The organism is Paenibacillus sp. FSL H8-0079, assembly GCF_037991315.1.
GTDB lineage: Bacteria > Bacillota > Bacilli > Paenibacillales > Paenibacillaceae > Paenibacillus.
Map to the genome: position 1 here is coordinate 6,611,266 of NZ_CP150300.1, position 20,234 is coordinate 6,631,499.

The window sequence follows — 20,234 nt, forward strand, 5'->3', positions numbered from 1 at the left end:
TTTTAGATGGATTTAGACGCAGGTAGGCGACTTTGTTCTAAAATGTTGGAAATTCCTCTGGTATGCCGCTGTCCGCTTTCTACATTATTATTGTATCTTATTTAACAACCTGCATACTACGGGCTCTGATTAAACATCCACTCATAAAAGCGGACTACACTAAAAAGCCATACGGATGATTGTCCGTACGGCTGAATTAGCACTTTGTTTTTACTTATGCATAACACATGTGTGATTGATGAATGACGGTACGAAGATTACTTCCAGAGCTCTTCGGCAATTTCCTTAATGAACGCAAGCTTGCGCCATTGCTGTTCCTCGGTCAGATGGTTACCTTCTTCCGTGGAAGCAAAGCCGCATTGCGGGCTCAGGCAGATTCGATCCAGATCAACATATTGTTTGGCTTCCTCGATCCGTTTCAGAATATCTTCCTTGTTCTCCAGCTCTCCAAATTTGGAAGAGAAGAGGCCCAGTACGACCTGCTGATTGTCCTTCAGGAAACGAAGTGGCTTGAAGTCACCAGCCCGTTCTGTATCGAACTCCAGGTAAAAGCCAGAGTAGTTATCGATGCTCAGAAGTGTCTGCGCAATCGGCTCGTAACCGCCACCGACTCCTGCAAACGTTGAAACATAATTACCGCGGCAGACATGAGTGGTTACCACGAGGTCTTCCGGCAGGCCGGATACCACTTCTTCGTTCAGTTTTGCAAGTTCGTTTGCATACTCTTCCACATTGACGCCAATCTGCTCCATCACTGTGATGAACTGTTGGTCACATAGTGCGCCCCATGTGCAATCATCAATCTGAATGCTGCGGCAGCCGGCTTCATAGAAAGCCAAGATGGATGCTTTGTATGCCTTAGCAATGTCCGAAAGAAGCTCTTGGCGGTTCGGATAGACGGCCTGTGTGCTTTCCTTATTATCTGCCCGATCCAATTCGAATAGGAACTGTGCAGCTGCTGGGATGGATTGACGAGCAACAATGTCTTCGCCAGCCGTAGCTTTCAAGAAGGCATAATGCGCTACAAATGGATGACTGCTGTAACTAATTTTGCCGGTCAGACGAGCTGTTTCCGGTCTGGATGTCGCACCATTGAATCGATAACCCTCATCAATGATTGTCCGCTCAACACCATCCAGTCCCCAGAAGAAGTCCAGATGCCACCATGAGCGGCGGAATTCGCCGTCGGTTACAGCTTGAAGGCCAACCTCTTTTTGTTTTTGTACGAGTTTCACAATCTCGGCGTTCTCTACTTCATTCAACTGTTCCGTGGTGATTTCGCCGTTCTGGTATTTTAATCTGGCATCTTTCAACGCACTCGGGCGCAGGAAACTACCAACAATATCATATCGAAATGGAGTGACGGTTCGCTGTTTAGGTTCTGTTTGTGTGCTCATATAGGTTAATCTCCCCGTTTATCATTATAGAATTAAATATAACATATCCGATCGGAATAACTGTTCTACGAAAGAGTTATAGCCCGTTATAGTTATTAGCTATAACGGGCTATATTTTAGGAGAGTCTATATAATAATCAAGTGAATCAATTTCATAATACCTTTAGCTGCTTCAATGAAGGCTAGATATAGATCAAAACGGTTCATTTTGTCTATATCTAGTTACAAAAATCCATTTTTAGTGAGTTATGAAATTGATTCAAGTATTCAATCTAATCTTACCTGACTCGATGTCCAGAACAGGATCTCAACACCTATGATCTCACGTCAACGTAAGAACGATCTGATCCCCGGAACGGGTGATTTTGTAGATACCCTCCTGCATGTCGATGCCATAATGCTTTTTCAGCAACCACTTGGCGTTGAGATCCGTCTCCACGACCACCAGATAATCATAGCCGCTCAACAGGTTGTCCATATTGTCTTCATAGAACAACACAATCCCGTCTACATGTGGAGCATACAAGAAATACTTCCCGACATATTGCATGTAATAGTTCGTGACCTGCTGGTCCCTGTCTGAGGCGTAGAAGAGATATCTGTTAGTATCCTCCTGCCCATTTGGGTACCACCGATCACCAGTAACCGCATGAATCTTGGAAGGGAGCGTTGTATCATAGCTTTGGGCGATAGAGACGATACCATTGTATTCAGACAAAAGAATGGTGGCCGCAACCGCCATACAGCCGATAATGCCTTTTTGATAATGCCCCTTCGTCTTGACCGTCTTAAAAGATTGATAATCAGGCACTTCACCAATCCGATAGTGGAATGAACGCTCCAGGTCGATCGCAGCACACAACACTAGCCCCCCGGCAAACAGCACCACGATACTCGATGCATACCGCTCAAATCCAGCCAGGACAATCGCTTCATCCAGTGGCATGGAGAAGAGATACAACGCCAGAATACCCGCATAGTACAGTAACAGTACAACGTCCAGCGCAATCAATGCTTTCCACAGGTTCCACTTCTTCTTGAGCACCACAACGGCAAATACCGAAGCTCCGATCGCGATAAGCTGGAAAATTACAATGCCGAGCACAGGCCTGGACGTGATATCTATGCTTGATTTCAGGAACAGCATCAGAATCTCCCATTTCTGTTCTCCCGTCTTGCCCGCTTTGATCACCGAGGCTGCTCCCTCGAACTTGTTATCAATCCCTTGGAATACTGTCGCCATTCGCCAGCTCCAGCCGAAATACGGAAGTAATGAACCACCCATGGTACCAAGCACAGCCAGTCCGACTTTCCAGTTCGAGCGCTGCCCATTTCTCAGCCAAGTGTACAACAGGAAGATCAGGCCGATCGCTGCGAAAATAATACCTGTGCTTTTGATGATCATCAGCAATCCTGCCAGTGGAAGAACAACAATACATGCGTTTTTTATGTCATTACGATACTGGTAGATGACTGCCAAGATCGCAAGCGCATAAATTGGAAGCATGAAGTCCACGAGCAGATTGGTAATCCGAATCGTAAGGTTGAAGAACGATAGCGTAGATAACCCGAGTCCGAGAAAAGCATATAGCAGAAAGCGTTTCTTCTCCGATACGATGCCAAACATAGCATAGAAACAGGAAAAGATCAGCAGACCTTGTGCCAGGAGCATCACGGATTGGGAATGCCCCATAAAACGACAGACATAATAAATGAAAGACGAAGTTCCCAACGGGTAATTTTTAAAATCAATCAGGGTGGAGTCTGGTGTCGGAAAGGCATTCGTACTCAGCATCTGCTTCAACACAATGGCCCAGTGCGAGAAGTTATCGTAGTGTGTCAATTCATTTTGGAACAGAATCAGCAAAAAGATGAATGTTCCGCCCAGAAAAGAAAACTGAAATAACGAGAACAATAACTGCGGCTTTGTCCCTCGTCGGACAGCTTGAACCAGCGTACTCCTAAACAGCACCAAGCCTACGATCAACACAACAATACTTCCTATAAAGAGCTGACCTGCCAAGCCGGCGAAATATACGATACAGGCTATCGCAGAAAACACAAATACGGGGATGAACTCCCACCGTAGTGCAAGTGTTTTCCGAACAAACTGCATATAACCAACAAAGGAGAATATCAATAAAACTCCCATCACAAATTGAAGCACAATGAGCATCTTTATCTCTCCTAACCCTCTCTGGTGGAACGATCGGAATGTGGCTGAATCAAATCAGTCAGCAATTGCTCGATCAGGCCCTTCTCCACAATATCATCGATATTCTCCACCGAGAGAAGCACTTCGCGCTCACGGGCTGTCGTTTTTCCCGTATGTTTCAAAATAACTTCAATATTACTCTTCGTATAAAAAGTAACGACCGCTCCTGCCTCAATATCACCATGGAAACCCGTCGCGGAAAAGAAACGATAATTGAAGCTGCGCAGCGTACATCCAGCATCATTGGTGAAATGCACTGGAAGCTTAAGGGAAAGCCGTGGCATTTTCCGCTGATCGGATTTCGGTTGAACAATACGTTTTTTCACATTGCGAAGCATATCGTCATAAGCCGTATCCCACAGATTCATCTGCTCTGGCAACGAGTGTTTACGATCGTAGATGATTTGCATGTATTGGCGGTTATCATTCTCATCAATGGGTTGAACCGTTGCGGAGTAACGCCAGCCCTCTCCATCCTGTTTCACATAAACGATGACTGCATCGAGGTTGGCCTCATACCGGTCGGTTTTGACGACCAGAGAGATGATTTTCTGTTCAGCCAAATAAATGGGATAAGGGACATAGAAGGCAATACCTTGTTCGGATACATCAACCGTTTTGGCCTGATATCGCAGATTATTGGCTTGGTCGTAGATCGTGACATCCTCTTGCGCTCGAATCCGTTCTGTCTCCCGATACGCACGGCGACCGACCATGAAGAACAGGGCGTAACATAGCGCAATCATATTATGAATGAGCCAGAAAATAATGATACTGCTGAAAAATAGCGCAATGCCATACTTGCCATTTACATACCGAATCACGGCTGCGATGGAAAGCAACAGCAGGAAGATATGCGGTAGTGCATATAACAGAGCAGACATCCATTGTCGACCACTCGCTCTGCTTTTGTTGGTAACCTTGAATTTTTTCTCACGAATGCCCAGCGTCTCTAGGAGAACCGGCCAGATCAGATAAGGCATAAATATGGTATCGATAACCTGACTCCAGCGCTGATTCCGAATATTGCTGGACAGATATCGCATGGATACACTGTAGAAGAAATAGGATGGAAGCCAGAATATTAAAATTTGCCAGAAGGTTGTGTTCACAATCTGGAAGTCGAATAACGCAAATAAAATAGGCGCCAAAATGAAAATCAAACGGTTAAAGAAGGACCACCAGTATAAGAAACTACTCAAGTAGGTCACTCTCGTCCAGAAAGGGAGCTTTCCAGATATGGGTGCACGCGTATTCTGCAGGCTCTGAATAATCCCCCTTGCCCAGCGAATCCGCTGCTTAATCATGCTCTTCACTGTTGTTGTCGTCTGCCCGGCAGCTTGAACCTCTTGAGTCGCATAGGTAATATAACCTTCCTGCTGCAAGCGGATGCTTGTCTCAAAGTCCTCGGTGATTGTATTGAGCGGAAAACCTCCGATGTCTTCCATACCTTGGCGGGAAATAATCGTGTTGCTTCCTGTATAGGCTACCGCATTGGAGGCATTACGCAGGATGTTCACTTCTCTGGAGAAGAAATCCTGTTCATTCGGAATGCCTTGCTCTGCATACAGGTTAAACTGGAATAGATCCGGGTTGTAGAAGCTCTGCGGGGTCTGTACCAGACCAAGCTTGAACTTAGGGTCCATTTCATCCTGCCTACGAGGACGCCATTCTTCATTCTCCTTAATGAACGTGGAGAGCAGGAAATAAGGGACCGTTTTCATCAAAAAGGTATGCTGTGGGATCATATCTGCATCAAACGTTGCAATGAGCGGAGAAGAGCTTTTGCTCAGTGCATTGTTCAGATTACCAGACTTGGCATCTTTATTCCCCGGAAACCCCAGATATCCGATACCAAACTGTCTGGCAAGTTCCTCCACCTCCGGCCTTGCTCCATCATCACAGATATAGATATGAACCTTCTGCTTGTCCGGATAATCCATGAACGTACAAGCATTGACGGTTTTATATAACAGGTCGACGGGCTCATTATGGGTAGCGATAAATACATCCACATCCGGATAATACTCCGGCGGAACGGTTGGAAAGTCGAGCTGTGTACGTTCTTTTTGCATCTTTTGAAAGAATAATTCAAAGGTTGTCAGTACGGTGACCGTTTCAGCAACAATCAGCAGCATACCGAAAATGACGTTTAGAACGCCTTCCCCCCATGGCAACGTAAAGAACGTACGCCAGACCAAATAAATCGACATCAGAATCATCGTGATGACAAAAAAGATATTCTGCCTTTTTTCGTTTTGCACTACAGCTGCTTCCTCCTTGCTGCAAATACCCATCTTCGCTGCAATTGGAAACTGAGCAGGAACAGCAAGGCATCACAGACGAATTTCGCCAATTTCTCATCTACGAAGAGAACGGTATGGAATATATATACTCCGGTACTGGAAAGTAAGATTACCACTCCGCATAATGTCAGATAGCGCCATAGACTGCCCTGGCTATCCTCCTTGCGGAATACAAAATGTCTGTTCAGTACATAGTTGACTACAATAGAAATAATTCTCGCAATCACGGTTGCGAGCAGAATTCTTAAATAGTGCTGTTCACCCAACACGGGCCGCAACGCGTCGATCAAAAACCAGGCGATACCCAAATCGACAACCGAACTGGCCACCGACGATGAAATGAACCGCAGGAAATTGGAGAACAACACCCCCATGACCCGAGCACTATCCTGAATTGCTTTAAAATGAGTTCCCGCATTGCCATTTTCATAAATGACTTGAATCGGCATCGTATGAATCGGTATGCCAGACTGAATGCACGAGATGAGCATTTGCAGTTCATATTCAAATCGAGTGCCGCGAACATCCTGCATAAACGCAAGTAACCCCGGACCGAAGGCACGAAGCCCAGTCTGGGTATCCGACAGCTTTTTACCATACAGCATGGCAAAAATAAAGGAGGTCATCCGATTGCCTAACAGGGACTTTGGAGGTATGTTCCCCTCGCTGAAATTCCTTACGCCGAGAACCAATGAGTCCGGATGAAGCCTGGCTTCTTGAGCAATCCGGTATACATCTTCCGCTGCGTGCTGTCCATCTGAATCAGCGGTTACGACGAAGGAAGATACATCGAATTGCTTTCCAATATACTCAAATCCAGTCTTGAGTGCTGCACCCTTCCCCTGATTTTCCGTATGCGTCAACAGAGCACAGCCGTTCTCACGGAGCTCCTCGAAAATCGACTGGTAAACCTCACCAGATCCGTCGTCCACAATAACAATATTCGTCAAGCCATACTCTCGCAATTGCCGTACATAGGCTGGAAGTCTCTCATCCGGTTCAAGCGATGGAATGAGGATGATCGTTTCGCCGTTTTGTTTACCCTTAATCATCCTAATGAGCCTCAATTCGACATATTTTCACAAATTCTTTTGGAATATTGTGAGTATAACATCGAAAGAGGGGTCAGTAAACGAGCAAATTTGTAACCTACTGGTAAAAAAGTTGTATTATTATATGTACTCATATATAGGTGAAAAATACTAGTCAAACGTTAGTCTAGCACTACTCAAATAACTGCATATTCGGCTCTCGTTTCAGCACATGTACCAGTATGGCATGCAGTTGTCCACGGTGGTGATAGAAGTGTGCCTGTGTGTCTAGGAGCCACTCGAAGCGTGAATGGACGCCTCCCCAGAATGCAGTCGTTTCTCGCTCGGTCTGATGCTCAGGTCTTCGTCACTCAGTGTATTCATCAGGTTGATAACCGATTCTACGGCTTGGACATACAAATCTAGACGAATGGTAGGTTATGCGGATCACGAATTTGAATTAGAATTACCGTAGACGATTGAAAAAAGGCTGTGATTCTGATGTTATTCGAAAGAGACAAATGGTTGCAGTATGGCATTCTGCGCGATGAGCCCTCTCTCGCAGAACGGTTGCCAGAAACACAGTTGCTTGAGAAAGATACGCTAACGAAGATGCTTCTTCAATATCCCAGCGTTGTACTGAAGCCTCGCAATGGCAGTTACGGAAGGGATATCCTGTTCATTAGACGAGACGGTGCGAGCGCCTATCGTATTCAAAATGAAAATAACACAGTCACCATGAGAGACAATGATCAGTTACTCGAATGGCTCGAACAAACCAACAAAAGTGATGAATATATTGTCCAAAAACGTCTGCAGCTTGCTCAAATTAAACACAGGCCGTTCGACATTCGGATCATGGTTCAGCGCAAAAAGGGCTCCTCGTCCACTTGGAACGTGACAGGTTCCTATGCTAAAGTTGCGGCACAAGGATATCAAGTCACCAATGTGAATAACCGACCCATTCCAGTGCTTAAGGCACTGAGACTAGCTCGTATTGGAGGTCGGCGCTTACTTGTCAGAGCGGAACAAGTTGCACAATTAGCTGCCAAACGATTGGGAGAGCATTACCCCATGCTTAGACAAGTCGGCTTCGATATAGCCGTCGACAAGAAACGACGAATTTGGATCATCGAAGGCAATTATCAACCGGATGTGCGCCCTTTCCGGCTTATGAAAGACCCCTCGATGCACCGCAGAATATTATGGTACAAAGAACATTAAAGCAAAAAAAGACGACCTGCCTTCTATCCCTGGCAAGTCGTCTCTTCATGTTTGATAGCTAATCACGATATTGACCCACTTGGGTTATTTCCGACAGTTTCTAGTCGCGCTTGTAACACGCGTCACTCGGAACTGATTTACCCCTACCTGTATAATGGCGAACTGGCTGTACGACGTACCTGAAGAGGTATACGGCTCGGCTTCAATATTTCCACTCGGTGTTCTAACCGTCGCGGTGATTCTAGTTACCAGGCACACACCACGGTCGGAAGATCTCCAAGTCTCGTCACGCTGAACACTATATCTATCGTTGCTACAAAAGATGGATGCATACTCCACTACTCCACTCGCATTAAACGAAGTAGAGTTATAGATCTGAACAGGGTCATAACCACCTCTAGGTGCTCCAGGTCTTCTATTTCCCATTCTTAAAACCTCCTTATTATTGATAGTCTATTAAATGCAAATTAATCGTTTTGGTAAGGTATAAATGTGGACAAGGCAGAAAAAGTGTGTTTGTACAGTGGTAGAGGGGCGAACTGGTAGCTTCTGATGTCGTAGCTCAAACACGAAAAAGAACCACCCCTTAATGTACAAAGGTGGTTCGGGAAATTGGATCGTCTTCTATATCTCTGATTCAGTAAGATTGTCGAGATTAAGTCGTATGTACACCTTGCGAGCATCGTAGTAACGCTCCTGATGCCCTTATTCTGCCGCCTCCGCCAACCATGCTTGCATAGCAGGAGATTCCGCCTGATTCAAACGTAAAGCAATCTCGGTGTTGATCTTATCCGGCGGCATGACTTCAACAAGGACACATATGGACTCTCGCATTTGATTTAAGGCAAATATGCCTTCATCATCAAGCATTTTCATCGCCAGCTCCATGGCTTTCAGCCTCACATCCAACTCTCGATTCCAATCATCATGCTCCAGATCCGCAATGAAAGGGCGCTCGTTATATCGTTGTTTGACACCTTCAAAGTTATCATCCCCAAAACAACAATAGGGCGAATCCGCATACGACCACTTGATGAGTTCCGCAATCGTTGATACCGACGTGTCACTTTCCTCTGCTTGCCTAGCCGATTCCAACGCCAAAGCTTCCCACGACCAGGCAGAGATGCTTGGCGCATGTCCTTCTCCAGTAGTGTATAGCGTACAATAATAGTACCGTTCACCATTTTCAAAAAGAGTACAAAAAGACGTTCTGGCAGCAGCGGCGATCTCTATAGCCAGTGTCTCTATATCTTGTATTGGCTTCATGATTAGAGTTCTCCTTTCCATTCGTCGATCATCGGCCACTTCGATATGAATTGGCTATTTGGACTAGGTACCAGACACCCGCACCCACCAGGGTAGCCAACACTAGATTGATGCAACCGAACACGATGAGTGACTTCGCTTGGCTTGGACCGATCCGGAAAGCGGTCGCGAGCTGGAAGACAGCGGGTAGTAGAAACGCCAGCCATGAGATCGTTATAAGCTTTTCTGTTCTGAAGCTCCACCATACTGCAGAACATGAAGCAGCCAGCAGTACCCAAGTACAGATAATCTTTAGGGCGAACATCATTTCGCCCCCCTCCTATTTGCCATGAATCACAAGTCCATATTTACTGAATATCCACGACTTGCTCAAGTCGTGCATTGCATCCTGGCTTATACGCACAGAGGGCTTCTGTTCCTTCATCGCATCTGCATCATGGGCTGAGAAGCGAAGTGGCTTTGTTACTTTTTTGATAGAGTCTCTTATCTCATTGAAAAATGCATAGGTCAGCGGCTTATGGTCCCGGATATCCTCATATATATAGTACTTCCCTTTTTCGTCTTCCAAATCAACTTGAAAGCCTTTCGGAAATGAAAGCATGATACAGGGCAGTTCATCCTCTGCCCATTGTCCGTGATATGGAAAAGAAATATCTTCATTTCTCACAAAAAATCCTGAACTTTCTTGGTCTGACGCAACAGAAATAGAGTATACAAAGAAGGGATGAACGTCATTTTTCTTTTCTTCTGCCACATAGTACTGATACAACGACTGATACGCCTCGTACACCTGATTATAATCATGCTCTGTCCGGGCAGAATTGGTACGATAGAATTGCACTTGCCTCTGCTCCAAAAGCTGCAAAAGGCTTTTAAACTCTTCAGGAGTTATGAAGAATCTCAGTTTATAGAATCTGCTGTTCTTTAATTTGTCCATTTCTTTTCGCTCACCACACCTCATAGATTTCTGATATTCATCTTGATCTGAGAGTTTCGTGCAATATCCGTTCTATATATGTATCTTATTTCCATTATAGTGTTTACTTTAGATGAGTCTACCTACTTTACACCTGAATTTCGAAAATGAAATTTACGCTATCAGCAAAATTGCTATAGGCTTTCGCCCTATGTGACCATGAAAAAACACATCCTAAATCAGGATATGGCATTCTCCTGATTTAAGAGATACGCTCATTCACCCAATAGAGATTAAGAAGTTTTTGTATAGAAAATTATGGATTTTAAATTTTATAGTTGCTATAATGGAAAATAAAGTATGTTAACATCTGAGTTCCTTTTCCTACATGCATAAATCAAACTACATAATCTGTACCACGAGCATTTACATCATCTAACAAAGGAGGTCGCCTGAGAGGATTTTAACTCTACACTCCCGTTTTTAGCCTCAACCATTATAAGGAACATAGGAGCGTGTCCAATGATCAAACAACTTTTCCCCAGATCTATTCGTATTTTTATGGCTTGCTTGTTGATTCTTGCATTTGCCGTACCGGCAACGGCTTCCGCCGGCTATCTTGGAGATAAGCTCACAATCGGCCAAAGCATGGCGAAGGGTGACTATCTCACCTCCCAAGACGGTAGATTCTCAGCCATTTGGCAGAATGACGGGAATTTTGTCATCTATCAGAATGGTTCTTCTCTTTGGAGTAGCGGTACCAGTAACAGTGGGGCTCTTTCGTTCAAATTTGAACCACAATACGGGAGACCTGTCATCTATAAATATGGCATGAAATATCAAGATGTTTACCAATATGGTTATCGCTTTGGATTCAACCATGCCACAGGTAAATTCGAATATTACACCGGTTGGGGATGGGATAAAGTTTTGATGATTGATACTTCTGTACAAACTGAGGCTTGGTCTGCCAATACCGCCGCTTGGATTCCAGGTCATCACGGGAGCAGCTTACCGGCTAGCACAACGGGTGACACACTGGTCATGCAAAGTGATGGTAATCTAGTTCTCTATAACACAACCCTGACCAATAGCAATTATCCGAATAGTTGGATTCCTGTCTGGGCTTCCAATACGGGCGGGCGCTAAAAATGGAGAGCCGCATGATGCGCGGCTCTTTTTTTGTTTTCCGAGGAAGTTGATAGCTTCACCACTTATCCAAAAGAGGTCAGCCGGTAAAAATCGGCTGACCTCTTAAATATGACGGATATGTTAGTGTTGTATGACAATTCCCAATGGTTGAGAAAGAGATCATCGATATCTTTCATATAGCTGGTGAATAGACGATGAAGGCTGTAGTCCGAGTTCTTGAAGCAGAAATTGCGTATATTGCTCATAGTAATTATGTAGTGATTGTCGATCTCCCATGGCTCCCAATATATTCAACAACAGCAGTGTCGACTCTTCATCAAACTCATTACGCAGTATAATTCTTCTGGAAATGCGCGCGGCTTCATTGAATTGCTTCTGATCGAGCAACCATCTTGCAAGACGCTTGGCGTAAGAAACATATACCATCGACAATCTCTCACGTTCCGCTGTCGCCCACTCAAAAGGTTTACCCTCAAACAACTCGCCTGCAAATTGTGTCTCCAATGCTATGGCTTCCGCTTCATTGGATGTATTGATTTCGTTCAACTCCGACATAGCCTGTTCGAATCCAATAAAATCAACATCGACTTGATCCAAATCTACCCGATATTGCTCTTGCGCTGATAGGATCATCTCTTTGAACCCATGCTCCGATAACACCTTCCTAAGCTGATAGACTATCGTATTCAAGTACGCTTCCGCTTGCTTAAGAGGCCTACCTGGGAAAATATCCTCCATAATTCGGGATTTGGTTACACTTCGCCCCCGATGAACAAGCAGATAGGCAAATAGCTCCATGCTTTTCTTGGATCTCCATTTCACTGTACCCGCTTGCTTGCTGCTCGCCTCAAAGCAACTCAATCCATGAACCGTCAGCCGATCAGGTACAAGGTCATCAGCACGATTAGAAGAAGATCTGCGTCTGCTAGCTGCCTTGGTGAGCGTCTGAGCCAGTCGTATTCTGGAAATGGGTTTAACCATATAGTCCAATGGATAAACATCGTAAGCGTGAATCGCATATTCTGCATGCGAAGTTGTAAACACAATGTCAAGATCATTACATACTGAGATCAAGCTGCGGGCAAGCTCTAATCCATTGTCCGCAGCGATCTGGATGTCCAGGAATGCGAGATCCACTTCCCTGTTCTTAACGAAATCGAGTGCCTCTGCCGTATTCTGAAAGCTTCCAACAATCTCCACGTCTTGCATATTCGACAGCATTCGCTTCATTGCCAACAGCATGGCAGGCTCATCATCCACGATGAGAACTTTCATCTCTCTGTTCCGCCTCTCAAAGTGAAGTGAAATACGCTTCCTTGTCGCACTGTGCTTTCCGCCCACAAATTCCCACCACTTCGTTGTACGAACTGCCGACTTACGAGTAATCCAAGCCCTGCCCCTTTTTCCCCTAATGTGCCCGCCATGGAGTTGAGTTGCTTCTCGCCAAATAACTGACCAACTCGCTCCTCTTCCATGCCTACTCCGTTATCACGAACAGATACGATCACCATGTCTCCCGACAACTGAGCATACACTTCGATTAAACCACCCAATTCGGTGAATTTAATGGCGTTGGTTAACAAGTTACGAATAATTAAACCAACTGTTTCCCTGTCCGCATATACTTGGGTGCCTACAGCAATCTTATTTATCACACTAATATGTTTGCTCTCACTTTTGATGTGTAACATATGACAACATTCCTCAACCACGTCAGACAGCTCCAGTAATTCTGGACGAAGTGCCATGTCTTCAACTTGGCTACGAAACCACTCCAACAAGTTATTAGCCATTCCAAGTGTATTACGAATCTGGTCACCCAGTTGCTCAATGATCTCCTGATGATCAGCAGCGAACGACTGTCTGTCCGCCTCCAGTAACTCCACGAGTTGAAACTGCAGTGCCAGCGGACTGCGAATATCATGCGATATGATTGTAAACAGCTGATCCTTCATCTGGTTCAACTGAGCCATCTGCTCCAGATGCCGTTGTTTCTCCGTAATATCGAAAATAAGAGAAATATTGCCCTGCGCTTTGCCCAGCGTATATAACGGATATACGTTTACACTATAGATTCTTCTTTCTCCATTCAGCCATTTATCAATCTCTACACTCCCTGCTTGCATAGACTTGCTCAGCTTATACCATTCTGGCCAAAACGCTAGAATTTCCGATATATTTCGACCCGAAATAGCCCCATAACCCAATTCTGAGAACCACTGTGAAGCCCGGTTATTACTGTCGATGACCTTTCCTGAACTATTCACAATCACAATACTCTCCTGTAGCGTATCGAGCACAATATTCCTGGCAATCGGAACAGTAGAGAAGAACTTAATCCGCAGTATAATCACAAGCATGATGGTCCCTGTAGATCCGCAGTAAACCGTTAATGGCAGTAACCAGGATGACCACTCGGGATTCACAAATTTGATAACCTCAAGGATAAAAGGTAACGTTGCCAGAAGGAGAACCCACATCCCGGGCTTCCGATAATCACTCCTGATGTTCCTTATATACTGAAACAAAAAATAAAGGCAAATAACGACCGCACTATAGCAAATGAGGCTGAATGCTCTGGAATAGAGGGTTTTCGTTGTGACTAGGTGCCCATTATAAAGCTCAATCGTCAGATATATAATATGAAGGTTTGGGTCAAGCCACATAAGCAACGACCACGATGCGAATACGGCAAACAATAGGGCCTTCCATCGGGTCTTCAGCAGCTTGTCTCGACCGACTAAGTGATAAACGAATAAGATCAAGAAAGGGACCATTACATTTTGCGTCGTATTCTGAATATTGCGAAAAATGAATTTAGTCATTAATACATCGCTATGTCTCTCTAAAAGGATACTACTTGAGTACATCATTCGGCATATGATCAAACCGACGAGGTAAATGACTCCGCGCTCTCGTCTAAACCCGTATACCGTGAATAAAATGATACCCGTCATGATCAATGAAACAATCATAAGGATGAGTTCTACCGTGGAGTTCATACATCAGGTCCCTTTACATTTGGCTTAAAAATAGGCATCTTGTGCCTTTTCTATCCATCATAGTAGAGGAAATTATGGATTACAAGCATATCTCCTATCAGACTTCAATAAAAAAATGCCCCTGATATCATTCTAATGACATCGGGGCATTCCTTGGTGTTGCTTATTGTATAGATTTCCAAAGTCGCAAGAGTACAACCGCTGCTTCAGCTCTTGTTGTTCGTCCATCCGGGACAAATCGCTTACCTTCTTGTCCTTCCAAAAGTCCGTGCTCTCGAGCAGCTTCGATATAAGCTTTGGCCCATGTTGGAATGTGTGCATCATCAGAGAAGTAGGGGCTATCCGTACTGCCAGCCTTCCATTCCATGACCTTGGATACCATTGTAGCCATCTCTGCACGGCTTACCGTTTGCTTCGGTCTTAATGTTCCGTCGGGATATCCTTGCAGAACGCCCTCGGCCACGGCTGTCTGGATCGCCAGCCGCGCCCATGCCGGAATGCTCTCTGCATCGCTGAAAGATACCTCAATTGATTCGGTGCCTATCGGGATCTGAAGTGTCCGCATCAGCATAACGGCGAACTCCGTTCGTGTTACGTTGCCTCTTGGTACAAAGGTCTGGGCATCCATTCCCTCCACAATACCCAATTCGGCTGCTTCGCATATATCTGATGTTGCCCAGTGATTCTCGATATCCGTGAACCGACATACCAGAGCTGAAGGAACATGATGTTCATCATGGGTCATACGGTTAATGTTGACGATATACGTCTTGATTGTTCCATCCTCAGCTTGAACCGTAAGGGTTAGCACATTAGCGCCCATCACCAAAGGAACGGTCGTCATCTCACTTATCCGTTCTCCCAACAGCTTCACAACCGCCTTGGGATGGGCTGAAGCTACTTCCAGTTCAACCTGCGCAGCGTCTGTTTCTACTGTATAATCCGTAGTTAAGGATGTGAACTTAGGAGATAATTCCAATGTCTTTCCGGAATGATAAACATTTATTTTAGCTAAAGCTGCCTGGTTAGATCGGGATGGGGTTACCGAAGGCCCAACAGGTGAACTACCGCCTTGATCTATTGGGCTCGGTGCTGTTACCGGCGTTGTGTTATCCAGTAGAAACGGATTCGAAACAGCCTCCTTCACATTCCCCACTTTGTCTACTGCGCGAATGTGTAAGTACCAGTTGCCATTCCCGCTAGTCTGACTCAACGTATCGCCGTCACTAAATGGCAACCAGCCCATTGTCTGAACGGCGGTACTTTGCGTCCACATATATTGCAGTGAATGATCATCTATTCCGCTTTGTAGGTCGCTGACCGTTACGATACTCGCTGCAGTTTTCGCTGCCACTACACCACCATTCGTACCAAACTGTACTTCTGGAGGCGTTGAATCGATCACCAGCGTAATGGTATACTTTTTACCGGGTAACAAGTAGGGCTCCACGCGAACAGGAATAATCGTATCCGTGGTTGCTCCCGCAAAGTTTATCGTCTTCGTGCTACCTGACGGCAGCAGCTCACCGTTCACATACATAACTGTCTGGTCAGTGCTCTCGAGTGTCGGTGTTACATCTACATTAGACAACGATTGACCGTCGTAATAATACGTGTAGTCCATGACTGAAGGATCAAAAGATTCTGTGAAATCCCCTTCCTGTAGCTTAAGATCGCTCAGATTGGCATTCCCAGGTACATTCATTTGTCCATCCTGATTATATCCCCAGGTAATTACGGTACCATCTGACTTTAAGGCAAGCGAATGAAAATGACCTGCAGCGACCGCTACTACTCCTTCTAAGTCGGCTGGTACATTGGTTTGACCACCATTATTGTATCCCCAGGCAACCACTGTGCCATCTGACTTTAGCGCTAATGAATGATATTCTCCTGCAACAATCGCCACTACTCCGTCTAAGCCCGATGGCACATTGGTTTGACCGTCCTGATTAGATCCCCAGGCAACCACTGTACCATCTGACTTTAGCGCTAGTGAATGAGTTTCTCCTGCAGCGATCGCCACTACTCCGCTTAAGCCTACGGGCACATTGATTGCACCACTATTATTGCCTCCCAAGGCGACCACCGTGCCATCTGACTTCAGTGCAAGCGAATGGATGTTTCTAGCAGCGATCGCCACTACTCCGTCTACAACCACTGGTTCATTGGTTTGACCGTTGGAATTGTTACCCCAGCCGACAACCGTGTTGTCTGACTTCAGTGCAAGCGAATGGTTGCTTCCTGTAGCGATAGCCACCACATCATTCAAGCCCGCTGGCACGTTTAGTTGACCAGCGCTATTGTCACCCCAGCCGACAACAGTACCGTCCGATTTCAATGCAAGTGTATGGAAATACCCAACATCGATTGCTACAACTTCACTTAAACCTAAGGGAACGTTTAGTTGACCAAAGTCGTTTCTCCCCCAGCCGACCACCGTGCCATCTGACCTTATCGCCATTGAAGCAAGACCTCCTGCGTCTATTTTTTCCGCTTTAACAGGTGAAGAAGGATCTGCAGCATAAACTGATCGCACCTCGAATGGAACGATTATGCTGAACAACAATACGAAGCTTATAACAAGATAAACCGTCTTTCTCCAATTAAACGATAACAATATGTATCCTCTCCTTCATCCCTTTGATTAGGTAACTAATCCTTGATTATTTTCTATCGGCATACGTCAGAATGATAGCCTTGCTAGAGCAAGCTTTAACCCAGATCCGAGATCCATCATCCTCTATGGATATTAACAGAGGGCTATGAAAGAATAATGAAAGAACATAGCGATGATGGAACCACGATCCATCCCTACTCCTACCATATAGGCTTGGTCTGAACCAAACTGATCCCCCAGGAAGCAGAAAAAACCGATTAGAGACAACTTTACTTGCAGCTGTATCTAATCGGCTTCAACATTTCGCCGTTACTTGTGTTACGGTTCAGGGTTCAGCCTGTTGTGTGCTTATTGTATAGATTTCCAAAGTCGCAAGAGTACAACCGCTGCTTCAGCTCTTGTTGTTCGTCCATCCGGGATAAATCGATTACCTTCTTGTCCTTCCAGAAGTCCGTGCTCGCGTGCAGCTTCGACATCAGCTTTGGCCCACGTTGGAATGCTTGCATCATCAGAGAAGTAGGGGCTATCCGTACTGCCAGCCTTCCATTCCATGACCTTGGACACCATTGTAGCCATCTCTGCACGGCTTACCGTTTGCTTCGGTCTTAATGTTCCGTCGGGATATCCTTGCAGAACGCCCTCGGCCACGGCTGTCTGGATCGCCAGCCGCGCCCATGCCGGAATGCTCTCTGCATCGCTGAAAGATACCTCAATTGATTCGGTGCCTATCGGGATCTGAAGTGTCCGCATCAGCATAACGGCGAACTCCGTTCGTGTTACGTTGCCTCTTGGTACAAAGGTCTGGGCATCCATTCCCTCCACAATACCCAATTCGGCTGCTTCGCATATATCTGATGTTGCCCAGTGATTCTCGATATCCGTGAACCGACATACCAGAGCTGAAGGAACATGATGTTCATCATGGGTCATACGGTTAATGTTGACGATATACGTCTTGATTGTTCCATCCTCAGCTTGAACCGTAAGGGTTAGCACATTAGCGCCCATCACCAAAGGAACGGTCGTCATCTCACTTATCCGTTCTCCCAACAGCTTCACAACCGCCTTGGGATGGGCTGAAGCTACTTCCAGTTCAACCTGCGCAGCGTCTGTTTCTACTGTATAATCCGTAGTTAAGGATGTGAACTTAGGAGATAATTCCAATGTCTTTCCGGAATGATAAACATTTATTTTAGCTAAAGCTGCCTGGTTAGATCGGGATGGGGTTACCGAAGGCCCAACAGGTGAACTACCGCCTTGATCTATTGGGCTCGGTGCTGTTACCGGCGTTGTGTTATCCAGTAGAAACGGATTCGAAACAGCCTCCTTCACATTCCCCACTTTGTCTACTGCGCGAATGTGTAAGTACCAGTTGCCATTCCCGCTAGTCTGACTCAACGTATCGCCGTCACTAAATGGCAACCAGCCCATTGTCTGAACGGCGGTACTTTGCGTCCACATATATTGCAGTGAATGATCATCTATTCCGCTTTGTAGGTCGCTGACCGTTACGATACTCGCTGCAGTTTTCGCTGCCACTACACCACCATTCGTACCAAACTGTACTTCTGGAGGCGTTGAATCGATCACCAGCGTAATGGTATACTTTTTACCGGGTAACAAGTAGGGCTCCACGCGAACAGGAATAATCGTATCCGTGGTTGCTCCCGCAAAGTTTATCGTCTTCGTGCTACCTGACGGCAGCAGCTCACCGTTCACATACATAACTGTCTGGTCAGTGCTCTCGAGTGTCGGTGTTACATCTACATTAGACAACGATTGACCGTCGTAATAATACGTGTAGTCCATGACTGAAGGATCAAAAGATTCTGTGAAATCCCCTTCCTGTAGCTTAAGCTCGCTCAAATTGGCATTCCCAGGTACATTCATTTGCCCATTCTGATTGTATCCCCAGGTAACTACGGTACCATCTGACTTTAAGGCAAGCGTATGAAGAAATCCTACAGCGATCGCCACGACATCGTCTAAATCCGCTGGCACGTTTGTTTGACCCTCGTCATTATCACCCCAGGCAACTATGGTGCCATCTGACTTTAGCGCCAGTGAATGATATAATCCTGCAGCGATGGTCACTACTCCATCTAAGCCCGTCGGCACATTGGTTTGACCGCTATAATTGCCCCCCCAGGCAACTATACTGCCGTCTGACTTTAGCGCTAGTGAATGAAGTGCTCCTGCAGCGATCGCCACGACTCCGTCTAAGTCGGCTGGTACATCGGTTTCACCACTACTATTGTACCCCCAGGCGACCACCGTGCCGTCTGACCTCAGTGCAAGCGAATGGTGAGGTCCAGTAGCAATCTTCACGACTCCGTCTAAGCCCACTGGTACATTTGTTTCTCCGCTACCATTGTACCCCCAGGCAACTACGGTGCCATCTGACTTCAGTGCAAGCGAATGGATGTCTGCTGTGGCGATTGCCACCACACCATTCAAGCCCAATGGCACGTTTGTTTGACCATCATCATTGTGCCCCCAGGCAACTACGGTACCATCTGATTTCAATGCAAGTGTATGAGTATTTCCAACATCGATTGCCATAATATCGTTTAAGCCTACAGGCAGGTTAAGTTGACCGTAAGCATTGTTCCCCCAGCTGACCACGGTACCATCTGACATTAACGCCATTGAAGAAAAACCTCCCGCTTCTATTCTCTCCCCTTTAACAGGTGAAGCAGGATCTGCAGCATAAACCGATCGCCCCTCGAATGGAGCGATTGTGCTGAACAACAATATGAAGCATATAACAAGATAAACCATCTTTCTCCAATTAAACGATAACAATATGTCCTCTCCTTCATCCCTTTGATTAGGTAATTAATCCTTGATTATTTTCCATCGGTGCTTGTCAGAATGGCAGCCTTGCTAGAGCATGCTTTTAACCCAGATCCGAGAACCATCACTCCTATGGATAATAACAGAGCGCTATGAAAGAATAATGAAAGAAAGCACGATGATGGAACCAACTCGCTATTTTTGTGGTAAGGTTCAACTTCAATTTTCTATTCATAAAATGGTTTGCGCTTTCGCCATATGTAAGCATGAAAAAAACACACCCTAATTGGGATATGGCTTTCTCCTAGA

Annotated in this window: 14 protein-coding genes; 2 read left to right on the forward strand and 12 right to left on the reverse strand. The window is 45.6% G+C overall.

Translation table 11 applies throughout. The features are described from left to right. Positions 1-257: 257 nt before the first annotated feature. From MHI06_RS29385 to MHI06_RS29400, 4 genes are all read right to left on the reverse strand, one after another. The gene (locus MHI06_RS29385) at positions 258-1,397 is read right to left on the reverse strand and encodes a 5-methyltetrahydropteroyltriglutamate--homocysteine S-methyltransferase (RefSeq protein WP_340399987.1); all 1,140 of its coding nucleotides are present in this window, start codon (positions 1,395-1,397) and stop codon (positions 258-260) included. A 322-nt stretch (positions 1,398-1,719) separates the two neighbouring features. Next, a complete protein-coding gene (locus MHI06_RS29390; protein ID WP_340399988.1) occupies positions 1,720-3,573 on the reverse strand; it encodes a hypothetical protein in 1,854 nt (617 codons plus the stop codon). 11 nt (positions 3,574-3,584) lie between these two features. After that, positions 3,585-5,876 (reverse strand): glycosyltransferase family 2 protein, encoded by a 2,292-nt coding sequence (locus tag MHI06_RS29395; protein ID WP_340399989.1) that lies wholly within the window; start codon positions 5,874-5,876, stop codon positions 3,585-3,587. Next, positions 5,876-6,970: a bifunctional glycosyltransferase family 2/GtrA family protein gene (locus MHI06_RS29400; RefSeq protein WP_340399990.1), complete on the reverse strand. Its 1,095-nt coding sequence runs from the start codon at positions 6,968-6,970 to the stop codon at positions 5,876-5,878. The genes MHI06_RS29395 and MHI06_RS29400 overlap by 1 nt, the downstream gene beginning before the upstream one ends. 480 nt (positions 6,971-7,450) lie before the next feature. On the opposite strand from MHI06_RS29400, the gene MHI06_RS29405 reads away from it, so the two are divergent. After that, a complete protein-coding gene (locus MHI06_RS29405) occupies positions 7,451-8,173 on the forward strand; it encodes a YheC/YheD family protein (RefSeq protein WP_340399991.1) in 723 nt (240 codons plus the stop codon). Positions 8,174-8,257: 84 nt separating this feature from the next. Here MHI06_RS29405 and MHI06_RS29410 read toward each other — a convergent pair whose 3' ends face one another. The 4 genes from MHI06_RS29410 to MHI06_RS29425 form a co-directional block, all read right to left on the reverse strand. After that, complete coding sequence (locus MHI06_RS29410; protein ID WP_169482598.1) at positions 8,258-8,599, reverse strand: hypothetical protein; 342 nt, start codon at positions 8,597-8,599, stop codon at positions 8,258-8,260. Between the two features lie 279 nt (positions 8,600-8,878). Next, positions 8,879-9,439, reverse strand: a complete 561-nt coding sequence (locus MHI06_RS29415) for a DUF4303 domain-containing protein (RefSeq protein ID WP_340399992.1) — start codon at positions 9,437-9,439, stop codon at positions 8,879-8,881. A 28-nt stretch (positions 9,440-9,467) separates the two neighbouring features. After that, the gene (locus MHI06_RS29420) at positions 9,468-9,746 is read right to left on the reverse strand and encodes a hypothetical protein (protein WP_340399993.1); all 279 of its coding nucleotides are present in this window, start codon (positions 9,744-9,746) and stop codon (positions 9,468-9,470) included. Between the two features lie 12 nt (positions 9,747-9,758). Beyond that, entirely contained in the window at positions 9,759-10,208 is a 450-nt protein-coding gene (locus MHI06_RS29425) for a hypothetical protein (protein WP_340399994.1), read from the reverse strand. Positions 10,209-10,877: 669 nt separating this feature from the next. Between MHI06_RS29425 and MHI06_RS29430 the strand changes: the two genes are divergently transcribed. Continuing rightward, positions 10,878-11,504 (forward strand): hypothetical protein, encoded by a 627-nt coding sequence (locus MHI06_RS29430; protein ID WP_169482604.1) that lies wholly within the window; start codon positions 10,878-10,880, stop codon positions 11,502-11,504. A 162-nt stretch (positions 11,505-11,666) separates the two neighbouring features. Here the strand turns inward: MHI06_RS29430 and MHI06_RS29435 are convergent, their stop codons facing one another. From MHI06_RS29435 to MHI06_RS29450, 4 genes are all read right to left on the reverse strand, one after another. Next, positions 11,667-12,782, reverse strand: coding sequence for a response regulator (locus MHI06_RS29435; protein ID WP_340399995.1), 1,116 nt, complete (start codon positions 12,780-12,782; stop codon positions 11,667-11,669). Further along, complete coding sequence (locus tag MHI06_RS29440; protein ID WP_169482608.1) at positions 12,779-14,509, reverse strand: ATP-binding protein; 1,731 nt, start codon at positions 14,507-14,509, stop codon at positions 12,779-12,781. The genes MHI06_RS29435 and MHI06_RS29440 overlap by 4 nt, the downstream gene beginning before the upstream one ends. A gap of 163 nt (positions 14,510-14,672) precedes the next feature. Beyond that, positions 14,673-17,048 (reverse strand): S-layer homology domain-containing protein, encoded by a 2,376-nt coding sequence (locus tag MHI06_RS29445; RefSeq protein WP_340402204.1) that lies wholly within the window; start codon positions 17,046-17,048, stop codon positions 14,673-14,675. 429 nt (positions 17,049-17,477) lie between these two features. Further along, positions 17,478-19,910 carry an S-layer homology domain-containing protein gene (locus MHI06_RS29450; RefSeq protein WP_340402205.1) on the reverse strand — a complete coding sequence of 811 codons (2,433 nt, stop codon included), beginning with the start codon at positions 19,908-19,910 and terminating at the stop codon, positions 17,478-17,480. Positions 19,911-20,234 lie beyond the last annotated feature (324 nt).